This window comes from Aurantibacter sp. (genome assembly GCF_039941195.1).
GTDB lineage: Bacteria > Bacteroidota > Bacteroidia > Flavobacteriales > Flavobacteriaceae > Aurantibacter_A.
The window spans coordinates 72,177-95,089 of record NZ_JBDVFA010000066.1; the positions used below are offsets into that span (position 1 = coordinate 72,177).

27 protein-coding genes and 1 pseudogene are annotated in these 22,913 nt (G+C 33.2%); 18 read left to right on the forward strand and 10 right to left on the reverse strand.

The features are described 5' to 3' along the window. From ABJF52_RS11680 to ABJF52_RS11710, 7 genes are all read right to left on the reverse strand, one after another. Window positions 1–756 carry a LytTR family DNA-binding domain-containing protein gene (locus tag ABJF52_RS11680; RefSeq protein ID WP_348150242.1) on the reverse strand — a complete coding sequence of 252 codons (756 nt, stop codon included), beginning with the start codon at window positions 754–756 and terminating at the stop codon, window positions 1–3. A gap of 20 nt (window positions 757–776) precedes the next feature. Next, window positions 777–1,130, reverse strand: a complete 354-nt coding sequence (locus tag ABJF52_RS11685; RefSeq protein ID WP_348150245.1) for a 2TM domain-containing protein — start codon at window positions 1,128–1,130, stop codon at window positions 777–779. Between the two features lie 40 nt (window positions 1,131–1,170). Then, window positions 1,171–1,494 (reverse strand): 2TM domain-containing protein, encoded by a 324-nt coding sequence (locus ABJF52_RS11690; RefSeq protein ID WP_348150248.1) that lies wholly within the window; start codon window positions 1,492–1,494, stop codon window positions 1,171–1,173. After that, window positions 1,494–1,832: a 2TM domain-containing protein gene (locus tag ABJF52_RS11695; protein WP_348150250.1), complete on the reverse strand. Its 339-nt coding sequence runs from the start codon at window positions 1,830–1,832 to the stop codon at window positions 1,494–1,496. Before ABJF52_RS11695 ends, ABJF52_RS11690 begins: the two co-directional genes overlap by 1 nt. Further along, entirely contained in the window at window positions 1,823–2,125 is a 303-nt protein-coding gene (locus tag ABJF52_RS11700; RefSeq protein ID WP_348150253.1) for a 2TM domain-containing protein, read from the reverse strand. The genes ABJF52_RS11695 and ABJF52_RS11700 overlap by 10 nt, the downstream gene beginning before the upstream one ends. Window positions 2,126–2,260: 135 nt before the next feature. Continuing rightward, window positions 2,261–3,598, reverse strand: coding sequence for a 2TM domain-containing protein (locus ABJF52_RS11705; RefSeq protein ID WP_348150256.1), 1,338 nt, complete (start codon window positions 3,596–3,598; stop codon window positions 2,261–2,263). 27 nt (window positions 3,599–3,625) lie between these two features. Then, on the reverse strand, window positions 3,626–4,048 hold the full coding sequence (locus ABJF52_RS11710; RefSeq protein ID WP_348150259.1) for a DUF2141 domain-containing protein: 423 nt from the start codon (window positions 4,046–4,048) through the stop codon (window positions 3,626–3,628). A 146-nt stretch (window positions 4,049–4,194) separates the two neighbouring features. Between ABJF52_RS11710 and ABJF52_RS11715 the strand changes: the two genes are divergently transcribed. Further along, window positions 4,195–5,745 (forward strand): FAD-dependent protein, encoded by a 1,551-nt coding sequence (locus ABJF52_RS11715; RefSeq protein ID WP_348150262.1) that lies wholly within the window; start codon window positions 4,195–4,197, stop codon window positions 5,743–5,745. Window positions 5,746–5,832: 87 nt separating this feature from the next. Next, window positions 5,833–7,170: a DEAD/DEAH box helicase gene (locus ABJF52_RS11720; protein ID WP_348150265.1), complete on the forward strand. Its 1,338-nt coding sequence runs from the start codon at window positions 5,833–5,835 to the stop codon at window positions 7,168–7,170. Between the two features lie 29 nt (window positions 7,171–7,199). On the opposite strand, the gene ABJF52_RS11725 is transcribed toward ABJF52_RS11720, so the two are convergent. Both ABJF52_RS11725 and ABJF52_RS11730 read right to left on the reverse strand, forming a co-directional pair. Next, window positions 7,200–7,928: a response regulator gene (locus ABJF52_RS11725; RefSeq protein ID WP_348150267.1), complete on the reverse strand. Its 729-nt coding sequence runs from the start codon at window positions 7,926–7,928 to the stop codon at window positions 7,200–7,202. After that, window positions 7,928–9,892, reverse strand: a complete 1,965-nt coding sequence (locus ABJF52_RS11730) for a histidine kinase dimerization/phosphoacceptor domain -containing protein (protein ID WP_348150270.1) — start codon at window positions 9,890–9,892, stop codon at window positions 7,928–7,930. The genes ABJF52_RS11725 and ABJF52_RS11730 overlap by 1 nt, the downstream gene beginning before the upstream one ends. Window positions 9,893–10,171: 279 nt before the next feature. Between ABJF52_RS11730 and ABJF52_RS11735 the strand changes: the two genes are divergently transcribed. From ABJF52_RS11735 to ABJF52_RS11750, 4 genes are all read left to right on the forward strand, one after another. Further along, window positions 10,172–10,633 carry an ester cyclase gene (locus ABJF52_RS11735; RefSeq protein ID WP_348150272.1) on the forward strand — a complete coding sequence of 154 codons (462 nt, stop codon included), beginning with the start codon at window positions 10,172–10,174 and terminating at the stop codon, window positions 10,631–10,633. 23 nt (window positions 10,634–10,656) lie between these two features. Then, window positions 10,657–11,553, forward strand: a complete 897-nt coding sequence (locus tag ABJF52_RS11740; protein ID WP_348150275.1) for a nuclear transport factor 2 family protein — start codon at window positions 10,657–10,659, stop codon at window positions 11,551–11,553. Window positions 11,554–11,740: 187 nt separating this feature from the next. Next, entirely contained in the window at window positions 11,741–12,676 is a 936-nt protein-coding gene (locus ABJF52_RS11745; RefSeq protein WP_348150278.1) for a nuclear transport factor 2 family protein, read from the forward strand. A 184-nt stretch (window positions 12,677–12,860) separates the two neighbouring features. Continuing rightward, window positions 12,861–13,553: a peptidase E gene (locus tag ABJF52_RS11750; RefSeq protein WP_348150281.1), complete on the forward strand. Its 693-nt coding sequence runs from the start codon at window positions 12,861–12,863 to the stop codon at window positions 13,551–13,553. Between the two features lie 289 nt (window positions 13,554–13,842). On the opposite strand, the gene ABJF52_RS11755 is transcribed toward ABJF52_RS11750, so the two are convergent. Then, window positions 13,843–14,466 carry a LysE family transporter gene (locus ABJF52_RS11755; protein WP_348150284.1) on the reverse strand — a complete coding sequence of 208 codons (624 nt, stop codon included), beginning with the start codon at window positions 14,464–14,466 and terminating at the stop codon, window positions 13,843–13,845. A gap of 325 nt (window positions 14,467–14,791) precedes the next feature. On the opposite strand from ABJF52_RS11755, the gene ABJF52_RS11760 reads away from it, so the two are divergent. The 12 genes and pseudogenes from ABJF52_RS11760 to ABJF52_RS11815 form a co-directional block, all read left to right on the forward strand. Further along, window positions 14,792–15,094, forward strand: a complete 303-nt coding sequence (locus tag ABJF52_RS11760; RefSeq protein WP_348150286.1) for an antibiotic biosynthesis monooxygenase — start codon at window positions 14,792–14,794, stop codon at window positions 15,092–15,094. Between the two features lie 350 nt (window positions 15,095–15,444). Beyond that, complete coding sequence (locus ABJF52_RS11765; RefSeq protein ID WP_348150289.1) at window positions 15,445–16,167, forward strand: hypothetical protein; 723 nt, start codon at window positions 15,445–15,447, stop codon at window positions 16,165–16,167. 29 nt (window positions 16,168–16,196) lie between these two features. Then, window positions 16,197–16,883, forward strand: a complete 687-nt coding sequence (locus tag ABJF52_RS11770; RefSeq protein ID WP_348150292.1) for a GNAT family N-acetyltransferase — start codon at window positions 16,197–16,199, stop codon at window positions 16,881–16,883. A 353-nt stretch (window positions 16,884–17,236) separates the two neighbouring features. Then, window positions 17,237–18,187 (forward strand): SDR family oxidoreductase, encoded by a 951-nt coding sequence (locus ABJF52_RS11775; RefSeq protein WP_348150294.1) that lies wholly within the window; start codon window positions 17,237–17,239, stop codon window positions 18,185–18,187. Window positions 18,188–18,221: 34 nt separating this feature from the next. Continuing rightward, on the forward strand, window positions 18,222–18,827 hold the full coding sequence (locus ABJF52_RS11780) for a hypothetical protein (protein ID WP_348150297.1): 606 nt from the start codon (window positions 18,222–18,224) through the stop codon (window positions 18,825–18,827). A 60-nt stretch (window positions 18,828–18,887) separates the two neighbouring features. Further along, window positions 18,888–19,400 (forward strand): hypothetical protein, encoded by a 513-nt coding sequence (locus ABJF52_RS11785; protein WP_348150299.1) that lies wholly within the window; start codon window positions 18,888–18,890, stop codon window positions 19,398–19,400. A gap of 1 nt (window position 19,401) precedes the next feature. Then, window positions 19,402–20,313 carry a helix-turn-helix domain-containing protein gene (locus ABJF52_RS11790; RefSeq protein WP_348150302.1) on the forward strand — a complete coding sequence of 304 codons (912 nt, stop codon included), beginning with the start codon at window positions 19,402–19,404 and terminating at the stop codon, window positions 20,311–20,313. Between the two features lie 299 nt (window positions 20,314–20,612). Beyond that, window positions 20,613–21,467, forward strand: a complete 855-nt coding sequence (locus ABJF52_RS11795) for an AraC family transcriptional regulator (protein WP_348150305.1) — start codon at window positions 20,613–20,615, stop codon at window positions 21,465–21,467. Window positions 21,468–21,558: 91 nt separating this feature from the next. Beyond that, the gene (locus tag ABJF52_RS11800) at window positions 21,559–21,774 is read left to right on the forward strand and encodes a hypothetical protein (protein ID WP_348150308.1); all 216 of its coding nucleotides are present in this window, start codon (window positions 21,559–21,561) and stop codon (window positions 21,772–21,774) included. 1 nt (window position 21,775) lies between these two features. Further along, window positions 21,776–22,165, forward strand: a complete 390-nt coding sequence (locus ABJF52_RS11805; protein ID WP_348150310.1) for a DUF5367 family protein — start codon at window positions 21,776–21,778, stop codon at window positions 22,163–22,165. Further along, window positions 22,162–22,647, forward strand: coding sequence for an anthrone oxygenase family protein (locus ABJF52_RS11810; protein ID WP_348150312.1), 486 nt, complete (start codon window positions 22,162–22,164; stop codon window positions 22,645–22,647). Before ABJF52_RS11805 ends, ABJF52_RS11810 begins: the two co-directional genes overlap by 4 nt. Window positions 22,648–22,658: 11 nt before the next feature. Continuing rightward, window positions 22,659–22,913, forward strand: a pseudogene (locus tag ABJF52_RS11815) (NmrA family transcriptional regulator); the annotation flags it as partial.

Here is a 22,913-nt window from a genome sequence, read left to right on the forward strand (position 1 = left end):
CTACTCCAACCAAAGCTTAAAGTCTCTCACTCGTTCTCTACTTACAATGATTTCTTTTTCATTAAAATGATTTAATTTGATTTTTAACCTTGAGTTTGAAAATGTTATGATATCTTTTATGTGATCTACGTTCACATAAAACTTTCGACTTACTCGAAAGAATTTTTTTGGAGACAATTCATTTTCCAAATTTTCTAGTGTCGTATCCATCAAATAATTCCTACTCTCAATTGTTGCGGCATAAGTACCTTTGTTCTCACTGTAAAAACATTCAACCTCATCGGCATTAATAATTTTTAAGTGCTGCCCTACTCTAGCAGTAAATCGCTTTTTAAATTCTCGTTCAATCGGATTTACGAGTAGCTTTTTTATGTCATTAAAATCCAGACTTAATTTGGTTGATTTTGGTCGTAATTCTTTATACTTTTTTACTGCCTTCTCTAGGTCTTCATCATCAATAGGTTTTAATAAATAGTCGATGCTATTTAATTTAAATGCTTGTAGCGCATACTCGTCATAAGCTGTTGTAAATATGATGGAACTTTTAACTTCAACAGCATCAAAAATTTCAAATGAAAGTCCGTCCGATAATTGAATGTCTAAAAATATCAAATCTGGATGTTCATTACTTTCGAACCAGATAATAGATTCTTCAACAGAATGTAACATTACCGATACGTTTATTTTCAATTCTGCCAAAAGTCTTGATAATCTTCGGGCAGCTGGTTTTTCATCTTCTATTACAATCACATTCATACTTCAAAAACTCTTTTTGGTTAGTCTTGGATATTTTCCTCTTCGTTCATAAATTTTTCAATTTGACGTTCTTCCCAGTCTTTAAAAAATTTTGGTGTATACGCTTTAATTGATTGAGATTTCATCACAAAAACATGGAAGGCATGTACACCTAATACTAAACTCCAAATTACGGGCGTACCAATTATATTCCAATCTAACCAAGTTAGAAATCCTTCATCAGACATACCTTGTCCAGCGAAGAAATCATGTGCTCTAAACTTAACAATCAGCAATAACACATTAACTATCACAAATACTCTAAGGTGTTTATAGAATTTTTTTATTTGTTTTACTCGTAGTTCTGCTCTCTTTAGTTTTGCAAGATGGTCCATTTTGTCTGTTCTCTATTAATGTATCTAATTTTTATAATATTTAGATATATTTCGTTGTTGTTTTCTTTTGTTCTGCAATCTGTTTTGAAATCTGTCTTTCTTCCCAATCCTTACCAAACAAGATTCTTTTTTCAAATACGCGTAAGTATTCGATATATAGTATAACAGTAAATACTATTGGTGTTGACAATAATATTAATACGGGCACCTTAGCATAGGATTCATCATTTATAAAAATTAATATAGCCATGCCAACCATAAAAAAAGATGCTAAAATTGACATTGCTAAAAAAGAATAAAATTTTCTGATTTCTTGAGTTGTCTCGCTCGCTAGAAGTTCGTTTTTGCTAGTATTATCAACCATTATCTAAATTTTTCTACGCGTTCTTTTTCTTGCTTAATGTATTTCTGAATTTGTTTCTCTTCCCAATCCTTACCAAATAAAGTTACTAACGAGAATACTTTAACAGCATGAAATGCTAAGCCAACACCCCAGAAAATCCATATAGCAAAAGTTCCGAAATCGAAAAAGGCCTCTGAAAAACTTTCTCCTGCTGCTAGGTTTCTAATAATTTTAGAAATGCTAATAAATAAATTCACACCTAAATACGAAGCAAAATGCCAATAGAAGCCTTTTAATTCACCAATACGTTTTTTAGCTCTATTCAATTTTTTACGATCCTCTCTAGTTTTTATTTCCATCGGTTTGCCTCTTTATCTTCATTCATTAATTCTTTTATTTTGCGTTCTTCCCATCCTCTACCAAGAAAAGGATTAAAACCAAACACTTTTAAAGCATTAAAAAATATTCCAATTCCCCAACCAAATGCCGCCCATAAAAACCAAGGGTAATTCCAGTGATCTGTGTAGTAGTTAACACCTGCTAACATTCCTATCACCAGCACATAAGAAATTATGTTACCATAAAATTTCTTTAATTCATCAACTCTTTCTTGTGCCCTTAAATATTTGCTTTCTTTGTCTGAATTTTCCATTTTGTTTTGATTATTTGTTTTTTCAAATCTCCAATAATTACAGGGCTTTACTAAATATACATTTCTGAATTGTAGTTTTCTATGGATGGACTGTAATTTAACCTAATTGCCTTTCTTTAATAAAATGTTTGGCGATTAAAATTTATCATCATCCATATATTTTTTAATTCTACGTTCTTCCCATCCTTTGCCCAAAATTGGATTGTAACCATAGGCTTCCATTCCGTGCGCTATTATTCCAACACCCCATCCTACAATAGGAAATAGCACCCATGGAAAGCCTGTAGTTTGGTAATTTAAAATGATTAAAAACGGAATAACAATACAATATGAGAGAAGGTTCGCATAGAATTTCTTAATTCGCTCTACTTTTTCTTTTGCTTTTTTATAATACTTATCATCAATATAAACGCGTTGCGATTCCACTGTAGAAACCTGTTTGGTAAGCATGGGCAATTCTACACTAAAAGTTGCCGCTTCCTTTTCAATGGCAACTTTTCTATCTGTTAATATTTGATATCGCTGTTTTATATTTTGCAAACCAACGCCACTACTTTTGCGCACCACTTGTTTTGCCTGCAGATTATTACTGACCACTAACATATTATCTTTTTCGAATACTTTTATATGTAAGGGACGATCAGAGGTAACCACATTATGCTTTACTGCGTTTTCTAAAAGCAATTGTAAAGACAAGGGAATTATTTTAGCTTCGGGGTCGGTGCTTTGCTCCGGTATTTCAAAAACAATACTATCTTCAAAACGCATTTTCAACAAACGCACATACGTTTTTGCAAATTGTAATTCTTCATCTACAGAAATTAAATCTTTATTTTTCTGTTCAAGAACATACCTGTAAACCTTTGACAATGAAGTGGTAAACTTTTGCGCTTGATGCGGATCCTCTTCAATAAGACTGGTTAATACATTTAAACTATTAAAAAGAAAATGAGGGTCTAACTGATTTTTTAAAGCATCGAATTTAGCCGAGGCAGTACCCGCAATTATCTTTTGTTCTTTAACTTTATTTTCTTGCCAATGTTTGTAGAAATGAAAGGCATAAAAAGCCAGTGTAATAATTACTGCGATAAACATCGGAATCCAATACGATTGGTACGTCTGACTGGCTAAAAATTCCCCAAAAGTATCACCAGAAATTACAACTTGTATTAGTAATCGTGAAATGAAAATAGCAATAAATGATGCAAGCATATTCAATATAAAACCTAATCCTAAATTCTTATATGAACTAATAAGACTACCATATTTGAGTCGAAAAAAACGCCATGCGTAAATATTCGCCAAATAGATTAACGTAGACATTATTAAATTTTGATAGTATTCCTCCCAAGCTTCAACCCTAGAATAAGTACTATCTATAGCACCAGTTGCATAAAGAATAACCAGTACAACGAAAAAAATTACAGTACCAATTATTAAGGAATTAATGATGTCCTTTAAAAATCTTTGCATATGAATAGTTGAACTAATTTTATACTATTAATAATCTATCGAAAGTTGTATCGACTTGCCTTTTACTTCAAATTTAGCCGCCTTCCATTTAGGTGGGCCAAACCTTGCTGGCGCATTATTTGATGAACCTACATCTTCTTTGGGAATCCCTAACATATTAGTATCCAATTCGCTATTATTGTTTTCATCGTGATAAGAAGATATAGCATAAGTTCCGTCAGGTACATTATTAAAAGTTACTGTGCTGGAACCATTATTTATTTCCCCATTTAAGCCCCTATCAATATCTTCAAGCCAAGTATCGGCTGAGCTGTAAAGTCCTACCCTAATCTGTCCTTCGTCACTACTGATATCATTAATTACGACCTCAATAGTATTACCATTTGCTTCTTGTGCTACTGCTAAGTGTGCACTAATTGCAAACAGCAGTAGAGTGAAAATCTTTTTCATATATATAAGTTTTAAGCAAATATGGATAACAAGTTAGTAATCTTACAGAAATAAATACCGAGTTGTTAATATTGAATGATGGATTGTAATAGCAAATGCTATTCTCAGCTATGTGTATATCATCAAATTTCACCTAGCTTTGCTCCATGGTGAGAAACATTCAATTACGCGTTAGTTTAAAAGAGGAAGCCCAATTAGGGTTGAAAGCTAAAACAGCCAAATATTTAAGTGTTTCGGAAAGTGATATCGAAATAAAAATATTACGAAAGTCAATTGATGCGCGTAAACCAAGCATCTATTTCAATTACAAATTAGAGGTTTATATTAACGAACCCTTGCCTACTTCAAACGAGTATTCCTTTGATTATAAATACGTTTCCAAAGCAAAAGCTATTCACATTATTGGTTTTGGGCCTGCAGGAATGTGGGCTGCCCTGCGTTGTTTGGAATTGGGTTACAAACCAATAGTACTTGAACGTGGCAAAAATGTACAAGACCGGCGTCGCGATTTAAAAGCTATTAATCAAGACCACAATGTCAACAAAAATTCCAATTATTGTTTTGGCGAAGGTGGTGCAGGCACTTATTCCGATGGCAAACTATATACCAGAAGTTTAAAACGTGGTGATGTTCGCCGCGTGTTCGAAAGTTTAGTATTTCATGGGGCAACCGAAGAAATATTAATTGATGCGCATCCGCATATTGGCACCAACAAATTGCCTAAAATTGTACAAAACATACGTGAAACAATAATAAGATATGGTGGCGAAGTTCATTTTGAGTCTAAAGTATCTGATTTTAAGATTGAGAATAATGCATTAAAATCCATAGTTGTTAACGATACAAACGAAATAGCGGTAAACAGTGTAATTCTCGCAACAGGACATTCGGCACGCGATATTTTCTATCTATTGGATAAAAAAGAAATCGCATTAAAAGCCAAGTCGTTTGCTATGGGCGTTCGTGTAGAACATCCGCAAGAAATTATCGACTCCATTCAATACCATTGCTCTGGCAAACGTAACGAATTACTCCCTGCAGCAGCATATAGCCTAGTACACCAATCTAAAGGACGTGGAGTCTACTCATTTTGCATGTGTCCGGGTGGCTTTATCGTTCCTGCTGCTACAGCGCCAGGTGAAGTTGTCGTAAATGGAATGTCTCCTTCAAAAAGGAACAATCTTTTCGCTAATTCGGGTATTGTTGTAGAAATCGATGTAGATAATGATTTGTATAAATATGAAAAATTTGGTGAATTAAAAGGACTGGAATATCAAAAAAATTTGGAGCGTTTAGCATTTACCTCTGGTGGGAGAACACAAACAGCGCCAGCACAACGCTTAACAGATTTTGTAGAAGGTAACATATCGAAAGACCTCAACCCTACCTCCTACCAACCGGGATTAAAATCAGCTCCACTACATTCGTTACTCCCCAAATTAATAGGGAGTCGATTACGTGACGGCTTTGCTGAATTTGGTAAAAAAATGAAAGGCTATTATACGACACAAGCAAACATTATTGGTGTAGAATCTAGAACGTCTTCACCAGTTACCATCCCAAGAAATGACAAATTAGAACATCCACAGATAAAAGGGCTATTTCCCTGTGGTGAAGGTGGTGGCTATGCCGGCGGAATTGTTTCAGCAGCAATGGATGGTGAACGCTGCGCTGAAGCTGCCATTGCAGTATTATAGAAGTTCGATTTTATTTTAACGTTAGAACCTAAAAATTTAAGTTTTAAAGTGCCTTTTTAAACTTACCTTCGCAGCTTATTTATTTATATGACATTCAAAGAATTAGGCCTTGCAGAGCCAATATTAGATGCCCTTGAAGGCCTAGGATACACTAACCCCACTCCCATTCAACAACAATCCATCCCTATTTTATTAAAGGGTAAAGACCTATTGGGTGTTGCACAAACGGGAACAGGGAAAACAGCAGCTTTTGGCATTCCAATTCTGCATCATCTCTATAACTCAAAAAACAAACAAACAGCGAACGATGGGCGTTCAAACAAAAGAAAAATAAGAGCATTAATTGTTACACCAACGCGAGAATTAGCCATTCAAATTGGAGAAAGTTTAACGGATTATGGGAATTATACAGGCTTACGGAATACTGTAATCTTTGGGGGTGTAAAGCAAGGAAAACAGGTAAATACACTTAGAAATGGTGTTGACATTCTTGTAGCCACACCAGGTCGACTTTTAGATTTAATGAATCAGGGTTTTATCACATTTAGAGATATTGAATTTGCTGTTCTCGATGAAGCTGACCAAATGCTTGATATGGGTTTTATACACGATATCAAGAAAATAATTGCAAAGTTACCCGCCCAACGTCAGTCCCTTTTCTTTTCTGCAACAATGCCAAAGGATATCGTCGCGCTATCACGAAAAATATTAGGAGATTTTGAGCGTGTTACCATTAAACCAGAACAAGCTACTGCAGAAAAAGTTGAGCAAGGTGTTTATTTTGTCAGCAAAAAAAATAAAACCAAACTGCTCGTTCATTTATTACAAGAACGTTCTCAAGATTCTGTATTGGTATTCTCCCGAACAAAACACGGAGCGAATAAAATTGTAAAAAAATTAGATCAAGCCGGCATAAAATCTGCTGCTATACACGGCAACAAATCGCAAACGGCTCGTCAAAAAGCTTTGGGTGCATTTAAAGAAGGAAAATTAAAAGTTTTAGTAGCTACGGATATTGCTGCTAGAGGTATTGATGTGGAAGAGTTAGCATTGGTCATTAATTTTGACTTACCGAATGTTTCCGAAACCTATGTACACCGAATTGGTAGAACAGGTCGTGCAAATGCCAGTGGTATTGCCTTATCTTTTTGTGATAAAGAGGAAAGAGCTTATTTACGCGATATAGAAAAATTGATTAAACAGGAAGTTCCTAGAATGCCTGAACATCAATTTACCGATGGCGATGATGAGGAACAAGAAACGGTTGAACAACCAGGTAAATCTCGTAATCCAAATCAGTCAAGAAATCGCAATCGAAATCAAGATAGAAATAGAAACAGACAAAGTAACCGTTCAGCTAATTCTAATAATCGGAACTCTAGAAGGCGTTCTGGCAATAAAGGTGGTGGCGAAAATAAATCGTAGTAATTAATTGCATCAACTTAAAGTTACTTTTAGACGGTACGTATACGGCCCATCAGCAATTCTTTATGCGATTTGCTTAAAGGAATTACTTTTCTGTTAATTTCTAAATAGTCCTCTGCTACAACATCTAAGTTGGTAACATTTACAATAAAACTACGATGTACTCGTAAAAATTGATTCGCAGGTAATTTGCCTTCCATAGATTTTAAGGTACTTGTTAAAAGGAATTTACCTGATTTGGTAATAATGTTACTATAATTTCTATCGGCTTCGATGAACAGTATATCCTTTAGCATTAATTTTTCCATCTTTCCATAATGGCGCACAAAAATTCGATCCTCTAATACCTCCAAATTAGATTCGCTAGATTTTTTTGACACTTCATTTACATCAGCGAATACTAATGAGATTGTTCTTTGCAAGTTTAACTTATTAAACGGTTTAGTAATAAAAGCTTTTGGAAAAGTATCTTTTGCTTTTTTAAAAGTAACGTCGTCTGAATTAGCAGTGAGGTAAATAATTGGAATGTTATACAACTGGTTAATGCGCTCTGCTGTTTCTATACCATTCAAAACTCCCTTCAAATTAATATCCAATAACAACAAATCAGGAATATTATTTGCAGCATGCGCAATAGCATCTTCACCTCTAGCCACAAGTCCGTCAACCTCGTACCCTAAATTTATTAATTGCATTGATATATTTGCGCCAATGATCATATCATCTTCAACAATTAAAATACGTTTTTTACGATTCATTAAGCTGCTTTTTTATATTGAAATTTAATAGATACGGAAGTTCCTTTTTTTGTATTCAAAACCATTTTACCATCCAGTTGTTTCGTTAATAATTGAATCAGTTGAGAGCCAAAACCAGTGCCATTAGGTTTGCAATTATCGCTCATTCCAATGCCATTATCTGTAACATTTAATTGGAGAATAGTTCCTTTTTCCTCCAAGGATACACTAATACAACCTGTTTTATTATTTGGAAAAGCATATTTTAAAGAATTAGTTATCAACTCATTAACTATTAAACCAATAGGAATGGCTATATCCACATCTAATTCAAAATTCTCCATTGCCACATCAACCTTAATTTTATCTTCAGCCCCAAAAGCATTCAAAATATAATCGGCAAGATTTCCGAAATAACCTTTCATTTCAATAGCTGCTAAGTTCTCTCCCATATACAATTTCTGATGAATCATGCTCATGCTCTGTACCCGATGTTGACTTTCTTCCATGGCATTTAAAACATTCTGATCTTCTATTTGTGCCGATTGTAATGATAAAAGACTCGAGATGATTTCTAGGTTATTTTTAACACGATGGTGAATCTCTTTTAAAAGAAATGCTTTCTCCTCATTTTGTTTTAACAATAGTTTATTCCTTTTTCTGTTGTTTGAAAAAGCTATATAACCTAAAATTAATAACAATAATAGAAGTGCCGCAATAATTGTTATAAACAGTTGTTGCGAACGTTGCCTTTTGAGTTGCGATTCTTGATTTTCAATGGTATCATTTTTTTGTGTCACTTCATACTCGGTTCTCAATTGCGAAGTACGATGATCGGCTTCCGCTGTAAATACGGCACTTTTAAACGTATCATATTTTTCAAACGCTTTATAGGCTTCTTCATATTGAAAAATAGCCGCATTAGCCTTACCTAATTCATTATAAGCCTTACTTAAAAAATAAGCATCCCCAAAATCTGAGGTCGCTATTTTTATGCAATTTTCTAGACTTTCGATAGCTAAAACGAAATCACCATTTAGGTTTTGTATTTTACCTATTGCCATCCAACTGCGCATCACCAAAAAATTATTGTGTAATAATTCGGCATATTTTAGTGCATTCATAGCTGCCTTAAGAGCTTCATCAAATTCATTTAAATTTGAATGTAATTCTGCTAATAAAATATAACCGTCGCTAAGGTTATTGTAAAAACCATAACGTTCACCAATAGCAATAGAATGATTTAAATAATGTAGCGCTTTATCATACTTTTTTAGACTTAGATAATTATTTCCAACCACATATAAGGTAAAGTCGTAATCAAGGTCATTTAAACCGCGTTCTTCAAAAATTGCTAATGATTTTAGTCCATATTCTAAACCAATTTCAGATTTAGACTGTTTCCAAAACAGGTTACTAAGGTCGCTATAGGCTGTAGCCATAGCCCATTTATCTCCAATTTCTTCACCAATAGCTTTTGTTTCAAGTGCGTAATCTGCAGCCTTTTCTAATAATCCACGACGTTCGTAAACATAACCTAATTGTGTCTTTAATAAAGGCAGGTCTTTTTTATGCACTTTAGTCAAGGCTTCATTAAGTACTATTTCAGCACTATCCAATTTTTCCATACGCAGAAAAAGTGCTCCTTGAGTTATTTGAAAACGACCTTCCCAAAGTAAATTTTTTTTGCGTCTGGTTTCTTTTAAACCCTCTTTGGTAAAGTGCATAGCTTTAAAAAGGTTACGCGTATGTGTATAATAAGCTAAATCATTTAGCATGGAGAATTTAACCGAATCTACAGTTGCTGAAGTGTAGTTATTTTCAAGTACCTCTAAATAGGAAGCTCCAAAATTATCGGTAGCTTCGAAAACTTTTTTGTAAGGCTTTTCGCTATCAAAATCAACAATTTGAGAAAAAGAAGTATTGCAATTCAAAATAATGAAAAGACATAACAATATGGCTTTATACAAAGAAAAGCAATTCATTTTTATGGTTGGTTGGCACAGGGGGAAGACAAAGAATAAATATACAATATTAAATCTAAGAATTATTCGATAATTAAAACCACCTCTTCGGACAATAAAAAGGTACTGTCGTCCTCATTCTTTAATCGGAGACCTTATAAATTCTTTTTTTCGTAATAGTTCCCTATTACTTAAATAACAGTGCTATTTAAATGGTAATGTATTATGGGGAAATATTGGACTTATCTACTTCTTTTATTACTCTCAATAAGCATTGCATGCAAAGAACAAAAAAGAAAAATGCAGAACAATGCCCCAATAAATAACATACAATTAGAAAGTAGCTTAAAAACATCTTCACAAAACTATTTAAAAGCATGGAGTGAAAATGATACTACTTTATTAAATGAAGCTGCAATACGACACATAGTTCGCAATGTTAACGGCGAAATTGTTTCAAGCAATCAACATGAACTTTATAAGAATATAAAATTTTGGCATACGGCACTACCTGACTTTAAAATGATGGCGCAAGAAATTAATATTCTCGGCAACCGAACATTCATTAATTGGAAAAGGACAGGGACCAATACAGGTATGTTTGGCGAAATAACCCCTACTGGTAAAAAGAGTAGTTCAGAGGGTTTTAGCATTCTCACTTTTAATGAACAGCAGCAACTCATACATGTAAAGACCTATGTTGATGTCTTAGGAGTTATGAGAGATATAGGATACACAATGCAACCACCAAATACAGATTAAATACAAATCCAATAATCAAAACAATGAAAAAACTGTCACTATTAGGATTACTTATTATCCTTTTTACAGCTTGTGAACAAACACAACGTTATACGCAAAACTCAGCCGAAATTGATGCCTTCAAGGCAGTTATACAAAATTATAATGATGAAGATTGGGAAGGTATGACAGCGCATTACGCCGATTCTGCAAAAACCTTTAATAATAGTTCTGATGTAAGCCTAACGCTTGATGAAATGGTCGATTATCATAAACAGTCATTAATAAACCTTTCGAGTCGTAGCTTTCTTGAAAAGAATCAAGAATACGAAATGGTATTGACTGATAAAGGCGATACCTGGGTAAACTTTTGGAGCGATTGGGAAGGAACTTTAAAGGCCAATGGCAAGAAAATAAAAATTCCGATACATTTAACGGCTAAGTTTTTAGATGGCAAAATTGTTCGCACAAGTGGTAACTGGGACAACACTCCAAAAATATTGGCATTACAAGAAATTGATGCTAAGAACAATCTTTCACCAGAAGATAATAGGGCTGTAATACATGCGCTATACCAATCTTTTTCAACGGGCGATATACCCGGAGTACTCGCTCTTATGGAGGACAATATTATATGGAACGAAGCAGAAGGTAACTCTCTAGCGGCAGGAAATCCATATAAAAGTCCTGATGCAGTTTTAAATGGTGTTTTCGCTCCACTAGGAGAACTCTGGGAAAATTTTAGAGTAGTTGATGTAAAATTACATGAGATGGTTGATGACGAAGTATTAGCGACACTACGATATAAGGGTAAATATCTAAAAACCGGAACCGCCATTAATGCGCAAGCAGCACATCTTTGGAAACTTAAAAATGGGAAAATTATCGCTTTTCAACAGTATGTGGACACTAAACAATTGGCAGACGCTGCGGGCGAATAACGGTCAAAAATAGAAATCAACTCAACAACAGGCAGGCCATTTTCGGGGGAATTTTTTTGACAATTTGATATAAGTCATTTTCAATCCAGTATAGTTGAAAATATATTATTTAACTATTGTCAAAAGTAGGTCTGTCTGTTTTTAAAAAATTAATAACCATTCCAATTAATAATTAAAACGCAAGAAAATGAAAAAATCACTTATTATGTTAGCCTTGATGACATCGGTCATCACAATTGCACAAAAGAAAAATGGAACCGTTTATGAAGAACACAAAGCCATAGATGTAGTTGAAAATTTTACTAAAGCCTTTGTAGCAGGTGATACTACCAAACTAGCCAGTATGTTAACTGATGACTTTAAATCGTACAATGGAGTTTCAACTAAACCGGATACGAAAGGTACAGATAAAAGTAAATTTTTAGTGAACTCTCTTCGCTGGTCTAATGAACTGGATTATTTTTCTATAACAGATTTTCCAGATTCCTATCCAGACGCCATAGAATATAAAAAAGATAACAAAGATGATTTGGTGTGGGTACAAACTTGGGAACTTTTAAAAGGTGTACACAACGTTACCGGGGTAAAATTTACATCACCCGTACATCGTTTATATATAGTAACCAAAGACTCAAAAATAAAAGGGCAAATTAACTACTATAATGAACAAATTTTTGATGAACTGCGACATAGTTTTGGCAATCGAAAAAATGGAACTATTTACAATCACCATGACAATATTAACACAGTACGCAAAGCTGTATATGCCTTTGAAAATGGCGATTTAGACAAGGCAATTGGTGCTTATAGGGAAGATGCTATTTTTTATAATATTAATGATGATGTACGGGAACCGGGTACATTAGAAGAAGTAAAAAAGATTCGGCAAACTTTTTTAGACAATTTTGAAATTGTAGCTATTGAAATGATTGGGTATCCTGACTATTTAGAATACGAAATGGATAATGGCAGATCCGTATTATCGTGGTGGAATTATCATCTAATTCGAAAATCAGATAAAAAGGAAATTGTAATGCCGATGCATATGAATGATGATTTTGATGCCGACGGTAAAATTATTTCCGAGTTTATTTATTACAACAGAACTTTGTTAGAGAAATAGGTAAGACAAAACTGGTGTACTTATAATTACGCAGTAACACAATGTATATAAGCACTACTAAAATTTTGTCTCGTCAATAAAAGGTTTGAATTAGCTACATACCATACCTGACCGACATACGTAGGACCCGATAATTGCTATCGGGTTTTACATTTTTAAAAAGCCATTATATTTGTACGTAACTATGAAAAGACAATTACTTACTTACGGCAGTGGACGGCATACTGTTCCTTTTTTAAACTATATGGCGGAAGCTACAGGAATAGAAAAACCTAATATTTGCTTTATTCCGACCGCTAGTGGCGAAGACCAAAATTATATTGATTCTTTCTACGACATATGTTCACAATTAAATGTAGTACCTCATGTGCTAAGTGTATGGATAAACTCTTATGATCAAAAAGAGACATTTGAGGAAATTATACAGAGAATGGATGCTATAGTGGTAGGCGGTGGAAATACGTTAAATATGTTAGCTATTTGGAAAGCACAAGGAATCGATACTGCGTTAAAAAACGCTTACGAAAATGGTGTTGTTATGGGTGGCGGTAGCGCAGGATCACTCTGTTGGTTTAATGGTGGCACAACAGACTCAAGGCCAGCAACACTTAGCATAGTCGAAGGAATGCGAGTTATAGATAAAAGTCATTGTCCGCACTACAATTCTGAGAAGTCACGAAGGCCTTTATATCACGACAATATTCTTTCGGGAAAACTTACTGATGGATATGCTTGCGATGATCGTTCTGCAATTCATTTCATAAATGAAGAAGTACATGCATCGGTTGCTTTAAATGCTGAAAACCATTCGTATTATGTGCATATAAAAGATGGTAAGATTGTGGAGGAGCAATTAAAAAATAGAATAATCTCGTAGTACAATAAGCTTCGCCATATTAATTTTTTGAATGAACTACTGCAGAAACCAACCACTGAAGTTAGGAATATCTATTGAGAATAATTCGTGACTATAAATTAAAAATGGTGGTATTAGTCTATGTCAAAATCAATAAGGTGTTCTATCAATATTTAACTTTAAGTTGTCGAAAAAGAACCTATAACATGGTCTTTGTATAAGCTATTCCCAGAAATTTTATACACATTATAATCGAAAATCAAAATAATATTGTACTAGAAAACAAACAACGAAACCACGGTAGGAAAATCTACTTGTTAAGTAAATAAATTAAATTTCCTATAGCAACTACGCCTGTTAAACAACCTAAAATTAAATCCATTTTAGAGGCAATAAAATTTAATTTATGTTCTATATTTTTAGCAACAATAGCATAAAGACTGTACAGGGTAAAAGAACCAATGGTGGAACCAATTGAAAAATAAAATGCATTTAATAAATTATATTCAAAATAATCAAACCCTATTAACAGCGAAATAAAAGTAAAATAAAAAGGGATAGCCATCATGTTTAATGCTGACATCAATATTCCGTAGAAATAAGATTTAGATTTAGGAACTTCTTTAGCCTTTATCTTTTCTTTGGACACGAAATAGACTCTAAAAAAATTAAGAGATAAAAGAAAGAGAATACCTGTTCCTATTTTTTGAATTAATGTAATGTACTCCGAATTTTTCATTAAAACATTAGCCAAATAAGCACCTAAGTTTGCTTGAAAAAATAAAACGGTTGCATAGCCAGCAATTAAGTAAAATGTAGGTTTTTTACCATTTCTTAAGCTATACTTTACAACAGTTAAGTTTAAAAAACTAGGTGTTATACTACCTAAAGAAGCAATGCAAAAACCTAAAATTAAACAGGTAAGAAAAATCATAGCTTATTATTATATAGCAAATAAATAACGAAACGCCTTAAAACATTAATACAATTCCTATTATTAGTAACTCTTAAAAATTTTTAAGTAAAGAAAGATTAGATCTTCAGAAATAATTTAACGGACTTCTACCCTTTCGTTTTAGTGATAGAAAAATATATGGCTATAACATATATGAAAAATTGCTAATTTACTGCTTAAATTATGGTCAACGTATTTTTGTAACTTGTTATTTCCTAACCGAATTTCCAAATACAAAAACCTACAAACAACACCCTTACAGGTAAGCTAATTGAACATAGCGAACGAATACTAAAAAATAAATATGATAACAAGAATTTGGGAAGGACGGACTAAAATTGAGCATTCGGATATTTACACGAAAATTATTATGGAACGAGATATTCCTGATTATAAAAAAACAGAAGGATTTATAAAACTAACATTCCTTAAACGTTCTGACGATGAATTCACCTTTTTTAAATTATTAACCTATTGGACAAGTATAAAGGCTATAACCAATTTCACTGGTCCAAATTTGGAACAAGCCGTAGCTTATAAAGAAGATGAAAAATATTTAGAAGACTTTCCAGGAAATGTAACTCATTTTGAAATATTCGCTGAATAAACAAGTATACACAACGATGTGAAAATATTACATGAATGAGTTTTAATTTCACCTTGGTACTAAGCGCTATCTTGATGAAATCGATTATATTATTCTTGGGATTTTTCTCAAAATGTGTTGGCAGATTATTCTAAATTTATATTGATTTCATTTTAATCTTCTTTACTCGGATTCTTATTTAATAAAATTATTACCCTTTCTAGATTATGGGCATACCTATAAAAACTTAGTATTCTGATCTACATCATGAAATACCTCCTTTTGCAACGTTCCTAAAACATTTAAATTAACTTTGCGAAGCCGAAATTAAATCGTTTACTTGCCTCCTTACATTTTGCATAACTTAACCTATGGCACTACTGACGAATAAACATATATTTATTATAACATTTTTAGTTGCTATTCATTGTAATTCTCAAGAATTAATAGGCAAATGGTATATGCAGAACAGCACTGGTTTATTAGAAACCGAAATAACCAAAGACAGTATTACTTTCAATGAAATGTCATCAAGTTTCAACACAACTACGAATGAAGGTAAAACGGGAATTAAGATTTTAAAAAAGGTAAAACAAGCAAAAAAAACGCTATTTATATATCAATACGAAGATGATAAGTCTGAATTCCAGACACTAGTATTTACTCCGTTTCAAAAAAATGAAATCATAAAATTTATTTGGAATGGTATCGAAACCGCTGAAAGCATAAATATGCTAGTGAAGTCAAATAAAAATAATAGCTCAACGCTTTATGGTTATAATTTATATTCAAAAGAATATATCGATGAATTAAAAAAAAGAAAGTCTGTAGAATCAATGACTTTGCAAGACTTTATTAAATATCTTTCTGTTTATTTCGAAAAGCTAAAAACGCAAGATTCGGAAACAATAAAACTTCGAAGAAGTTATTTAGGTGCTTCGCACTATAAAATGGATATTATTTCCCAAACATTACTAGAATTAGAATACAATCCAATTCATAATATTATAATAATCGAAAATTTGTACCAGAAATATATTCAAGAACCCGAAGTACAAACTTTTCTAGATGATCTGGAAAAGGGGCTTAAATAATTACTGTAAACTTACTTATCCTATAAACCTTGGCCAATTTAGAGCAACAATTAAAAAACCCCGTTTGGTATTCGCTTGCAGAAACGCATAAAAAACATCTTGTAGAATTTGATGGGGTGCAATTTTACAGACCAGAAATTTCTACTTTTGGTTCTTTTTTTGATGAGACAAAAACAGCAAAAGCTTCAAATGAATATTTAAAAAACTCAAGTGAATTATTTTTCGTTTCAGAGCATCAAACTCCGAGAGTAGATGATACTAAAGTTTACCTAGAGAAAAAAATTGATGGGTGTCAAATGGTTTTGAACAAACTGCCCGAAGTTCAAATAACCGAAAATATTGTGTTGTTAGATCAAACATATATTGATGAGATTTATAATCTAATTTGGTTAGTCATGCCCGGTTACTATAAAAAAAGAAGCTTTGAAATGGGTAAATTCTTTGGCATCTTTAAAGAAGGTAAATTAATTTCAATCACCGGTCAACGAATGCAAACCAATCTTTTTATTGAGGTAAGCGCCGTTGTTACCCACCCAGAATATATTCGAAAAGGTCTTGCAAAACAACTAATTGCGCATACAACAAAAGAAATTCTAAAAGAGAACAAAACTCCTATTTTACATACGAACAAAGGGAATTTAGCAATTTCTCTGTACGAAAAATTAGGCTTTGAACTAACCAGAGATATGAATTGGTGGCTTTATCGTAAAAAATAATATAATGCGCACTAGAAACTAATTTGCCCTTTTTTAAACAAAAAAATTAAGAGCAATTAATTGTACATGAAATATAATTTAATGATAAAATAGTTTCAACAAACTCCATATTTCTTTAATAACTTAAGGGAATCCAGTTGGTGTAAACTCAAACGGTACTAACTTCAAAAAACGAAATCCCATTATAGCATTAAGTAAAGAAGACCTTTATAATACTGTAATCTTCAAAGAATAAATTCAGTTTTAATTTTAAACCACCAAAAAGTATACAAGATTCGAAAATGCGTGTAAGTGACAGGCTATATTCCCTTATACCTTTGTCCTATTCTTTAAAAAAATAAAAATAGGCAATCATGAGTACAACACAATTTGGTAAAAAAGGGTGGACTCCAGATAGAATAGAAAATCTGAATGACAAAACATTTATAGTAACTGGTACTACCAGTGGTACAGGTTATGAAGCAGCAAGAATATTGTTGTCTAAAGGAGCGAAAGTGGTAATGTTAAACCGAAATCCTAAAAAATCGGCTGACACTTTAGCAACCTTAAAAGAAGATCTTGGAAATGCCATACCGGTGACCAATATACAAATGGACTTGGCATCGTTAGCTTCGGTTAGAAAAACAGCAGCAGAAGTGCTTAAAACCGTTCCTCAAATAGATGCATTACTATGCAACGCTGCCATTGCTCAGGTACCCAAACAAACCTTTACTGAAGATGGTTTTGAAAGTCAGCTGGGAGTGAATCACTACGGTAATTTTTTACTACAAGCATTGCTATATCCTAGAATTGAAGAATCAAATGGGCGCATAGTAGTCGTGGGTAGTATGGGGTATAACTTAGGTATTAAAACCATACAGTTCGACGATATGAACTGGGATAAAAATTATAGTCCGAATGGTGTATATAGTCAAAGTAAATTGGCACAGATCATGTGTGTTTACGAATTACAAGAAAGACTTAAAGCTGTAGGAAAAACAGGTGTAAAATCATATGCGTGTCACCCAGGGGCATCATCGACATCACTTATTAAAACCAGTGGAAGTTTAATGACCAGATTCATTTGGCAAATAATGAAGTTGACCCCTATGGTGCAATCAGCTGAAAAAGGCTCGTATCCGCAGTTGATGTGTGCCCTCGAACCAGACTTAGATCAAGAAGGTTTTTATGGTCCTACGGGAAAAGGGTATTGGACAGGCCCTGTTGGGGAATGTAAGTTAGAACCGCATGCAAAAGACAAACCGGTAATGGAAAGGCTTTGGGAGGTATCTGAAGAGGCCGTTGGTTATGAATGGAATGTGTAAAGTAAGGTTGGTCTAATAAATAAAATATAGAAGAATGATGAGGATAAAATATATACCTATAGTTGCCGTGTTACTAACTTCGTTTCATGTTTTTTCACAAGATAGAAACTGGACAACGGAAACGGCTAAAGACGGAAAATCTATAGTAAAATATGAATTAGTGAAGGAAGAAGAAGGAACACATTTTTATTATATAGCACAAACGAGTGTGAATACTTCTTTAGAAGAATTGGATGCCTATTTTTCAAAGTCGGGCAATCACAAAAGTTTTTTAGAGCGAACACCGATAACAAAAGAAATTGAAAAATCATCCAAAAATGAATGGTTGTCTTACTATTATTTTGATGCTCCTTGGCCAATGGCTGATAGTGATATTGTAATAAAATTTAATCGTGTTAAACAAGAAAATAAGCTTGTTTTTACTGCTAATGGAGTCTCTAATAGTTATCAGCCGGAGGATGTTAAAAGAATGTCTAACTATAAAGTGATTTATGAATTCGAGAAAGTTGATAATGGGACAACAAAAATTACTTATAATGCAGATTACATTCCGGTTGGCTCTGTTCCTAATTTTTTAATTAAAACTTGGTTTCCTGAAGGTCCAGCAAATATTGTAAAAGGTATTGGTGCATTGAAATAGGTAGAATGAACGGTTAAAAATTATATTTTAGTAGAAACAAAAATGATTAAAACATTAAACATGGATATTTTAAAGGCAGCAACAGATTGGGCTAAGGCCGAGCTTTTTTCAACACCATTTTTCATGCTCTTCGGAGTGGCGTTTTTGATAGCCAGCTTAGGTTTTTCGCAATTAGGAAAAACGGATATGGCAAGAGCTTACATTATTCCCACTTTGGTAGCAGGAGCATTACTTTTAATTATTGGACTTGGGTTATTTTTCACCAATAAATCGAGAATTACTCAATTTGAGAAGGCGTATCATACGGATCAAGCTGCTTTTGTAGCCGCTGAACTAGAACGTACTAATGCTACATTAAAGGAGTATGACAATGTTGTATTTACGGCAACACCTATTATTATTACGGTCTGTGCTTTGGTCTTGCTGTTTGTTAGTACACCAATTTGGAGAGCAAGTATGATTACCACAATAGCCATGTTGGTCGTTATATTATTAATCGACGGTACCGCACATGCTAGAATAGATGGATACAATAAGCAGTTATTAGTTGTAGAAAAAGAAATTAAAAAATAATATGCAGCACTTCAGGACTTTATCGGCATATTTAGAATATTTAGAACTACCCGGTCCAGAACACCCGATGTTAAGTGTTTTTTCTGCCACTGGAGATGAATTTTTACCATGTCCCAAAGAGAGTTCACCGCCGATAACTAACGACTGTTACACAATCAGCTTTAAAAAGATTGTAAAAGGTGATTTAAACTATGGTAGAACAACATACGATTTTACCAATGGTGCTTTGTTTTTCATTGCGCCAAGACAAGTATTGCAGTGGGATAATAGTGCAGTGTTCGAACAAAATGGCTTTACAATCAATTTTCATGAAGACTTTTTAAAAGGAACGGAGTTGGCGCATCAGATTAAAAAATATGGTTTCTTTTCGTATTCCGTGAATGAAGCCCTACACCTATCGCCCAAAGAAGAAAGGCAGCTCGAATCGATTGTAGAAAATATTGAAATAGAATATCAAAACAATCAAGATGAGTTTAGTAAAGACATCATCATCTCACAATTGAGTACGCTTTTGAAATATGCCAACCGTTTTTATGAACGACAGTTTTTAAATAGAAAAGAATTGTCTACGAGTTTGTTAGAGCAATTTAACCTACAAGTATCTCTTTATTTTGAATCCGGTCAATTACAAGAAAAAGGGATACCCAGTATTGAACAAATAGCAAATAAAATGTCCGTTTCACAACGTTATTTAAGCGATACCCTCAAAAAAGAAACAGGCAAAACTACCACTGAACATTTGCAACTACTCCTAATTGATGAAGCAAAAAATATGTTATTACAACCCAGTAAAAGCATAGCGGAAGTAGCGTATGAATTAGGCTTTGAATATCCCCCCTATTTTTCAAGATTGTTTAAGAAAAAAGAAGGCATCAGTCCTACCGCATATCGAGAAAAGTATAGAATGAACTAGACTTTTTGTATCTAAATCAGCGCATTTCTCGGCTAACTTGATGCTAATATTATTGTTTGATCACAACGCCTATGTAGTGATACTAAGATGAAATAAGTAAATGTAGTTCGTGAATGGGAACAGCTTCTTTTGTATTTACAAAATTTACTACTTATTTTAGATAAAGATATAGATGATGGTATATAGTCTGAAAATCGCAGTATACTGTTAATTAGATGTTTATAATTTCTGGATACTTTCCCCGACTGATGTACTAAATTTACAATTCCGAGATTTTAGATAGGTCAATTATTATATAAATGACGCGTGATTTTATCCGTATTAACGATTTTATTGTTTTAGTTGAAGAGCTAAAAAACAATACAACGCAAATTGATAGTTGCCGGTTTGAAGAGCCCTTGATTGCTGTAGCTTTTTACGGGTCAGGCAATGTTGATTTAGCAGTTAATTATGGGCATAAACACAAAGAATTCAACTATACTAAAGGGTTGGCACTATCCTTTTATGCAGACGACAAAGTAGAATTTGTGCACACCATAAATCGAAATAAAGATTTAGAATGTATCGTTATTGCTACAGCATTGCGTAACATAAACCAATTGCCAAATCAAGAAGGTGAAATATTTAAAGACTTATTGCAAGAACTGGTAAATCCTAAAGATAATTATGTAGAAGGGCCAAGTTTTTTTATGACCCCAGAAATGGAACGAATTTTAGATTCTATTTTTGCGAATACATATACGGGGAAAACCAAAATGATGTTTTTTAGAAGTCAGATTACCGCATTACTTTCTCATTTTTTTGGACAATTAGCTTTAATGCATACTTCAGATGCTAAAAGTCAATACAGAGAAAAATTAAATCTAGTAAAAGAAATTTTAATCACTAACCTAGAGAACCCACCTTCATTAAAAGAATTATCGGAACAAATTGGACTCAACACCACTACCCTAAAAAAAGAATTTAAAGCTGTATTTGGCATTCCAGTATTTAAATATTTACAAAACGAACGTTTAGCTATCGCACATACATTAATAAAAGAACAAAAAGCCACTGTACAAGAAGCCGCTTGGACAGTTGGTTACGACAGCTTGGGTTCTTTTTCTAATGCTTTTGAGAAAAAATTTGGGTACAGACCTAGCCAAATTAAGTAAAAGCACTTTTCGAATAAATCATATTTCTTCTACGATAAATAGAGCATAATCATCTGCTCTAAGTTTGTGTCATAATTAAAATTAAAAAGTTATGACCAACAAAAAAAGTTACAAAAACAATGTGTTTTGGCTTGTATTATTTACGGCCATTTTAACTGCACTTTCTTCTGCGAATGTTTGGGTAAATCGAATAAAAAAAGGGCCAATACAATCATCTGAGATGAATTATAAAACCCAGTATCATGATGTAAATAAAAGCACCAGATTTCTGGTAAATACAGCTAACCAAACCTTTAAAAATAAATAATATGAAAAACATACTATTTAGTGTTTTATGCGGAATTATAATATGGATTTTAGGCGTCACCTTCTATGTAGGTTCATTTTATGTACCACTACTAGAGAATCCAGAGCAACAGGCCAATATTGTTTTAGCTATTGGCATTATACCAAGCGTCCTTTTAGGTACTTATATATTTTATAGCAAAGGCAAAATGAAGCCCGCAAAACTGGCATTAACTTTTATAGGTGTAGCCGTTTCATTAGATGTTTTAATAACAGTACCAGTATTTATAATTCCTACTGGGAGTAACTATTCAGAATTCTTTCAAAACCCGATGTTTTATACCATAATAGTTGAGTTTTATTTCATGGCTTTATTCTATGGTAATCATCTAATTCAAAAAAGAAAAATATGAAAACCATCATCTTCTTTATCACTGTTTTATTGACGGGTCTTTCAGCAGGATTATTCTTTGCATGGTCTATTTCTGTAATTGTAGGTACACAAAAATTAGGAACTAACACCTATTTAGAAACCATGCAAAGCATCAATAGGGAAATCTTAAATCCCATTTTTTTCACGGTGTTTTTCGGTAGTTTAATTGTGCTAACCATAAATGCAATTAACCATTATGATTCTAAGCTTCTATTCTGGCTAGTATTAGCGGCAGCAATTATATATAGCATTGGCACTTTTGGTGTAACAGTATTTGGCAATGTACCCTTAAACAATGAACTAAAAGCTTTAGAATTAAGCAATTTAAGTCTAACAGAATTAAACAATTTCAGAGACTATTACGAATCACTCTGGAATCATTATCACAACATAAGAACTATTTCAGCCATGATCACATTCATCATATTATTAATCGCATTATTTATTCAAAAAACAATTTAAATCTTAAAAAAATGAACAAAGAAATTTTAGTAATCGGAGCAACAGGAAAAACTGGAAGCCGAGTAGTTAAACAATTAAAAAATAGAGCAATAAATCCAAGAATTGGTTCTAGAAATGCAACGCCAAATTTCGATTGGAACGATAAAGATACTTGGGTAGCGGCACTAAAAGGAATTGATAAAATGTATGTTACTTATTATCCTGATTTGGCCGTTCCTGGTGCTAAAGATCTTATTGAGAGTCTAACATATCTAAGCAAAGAGATG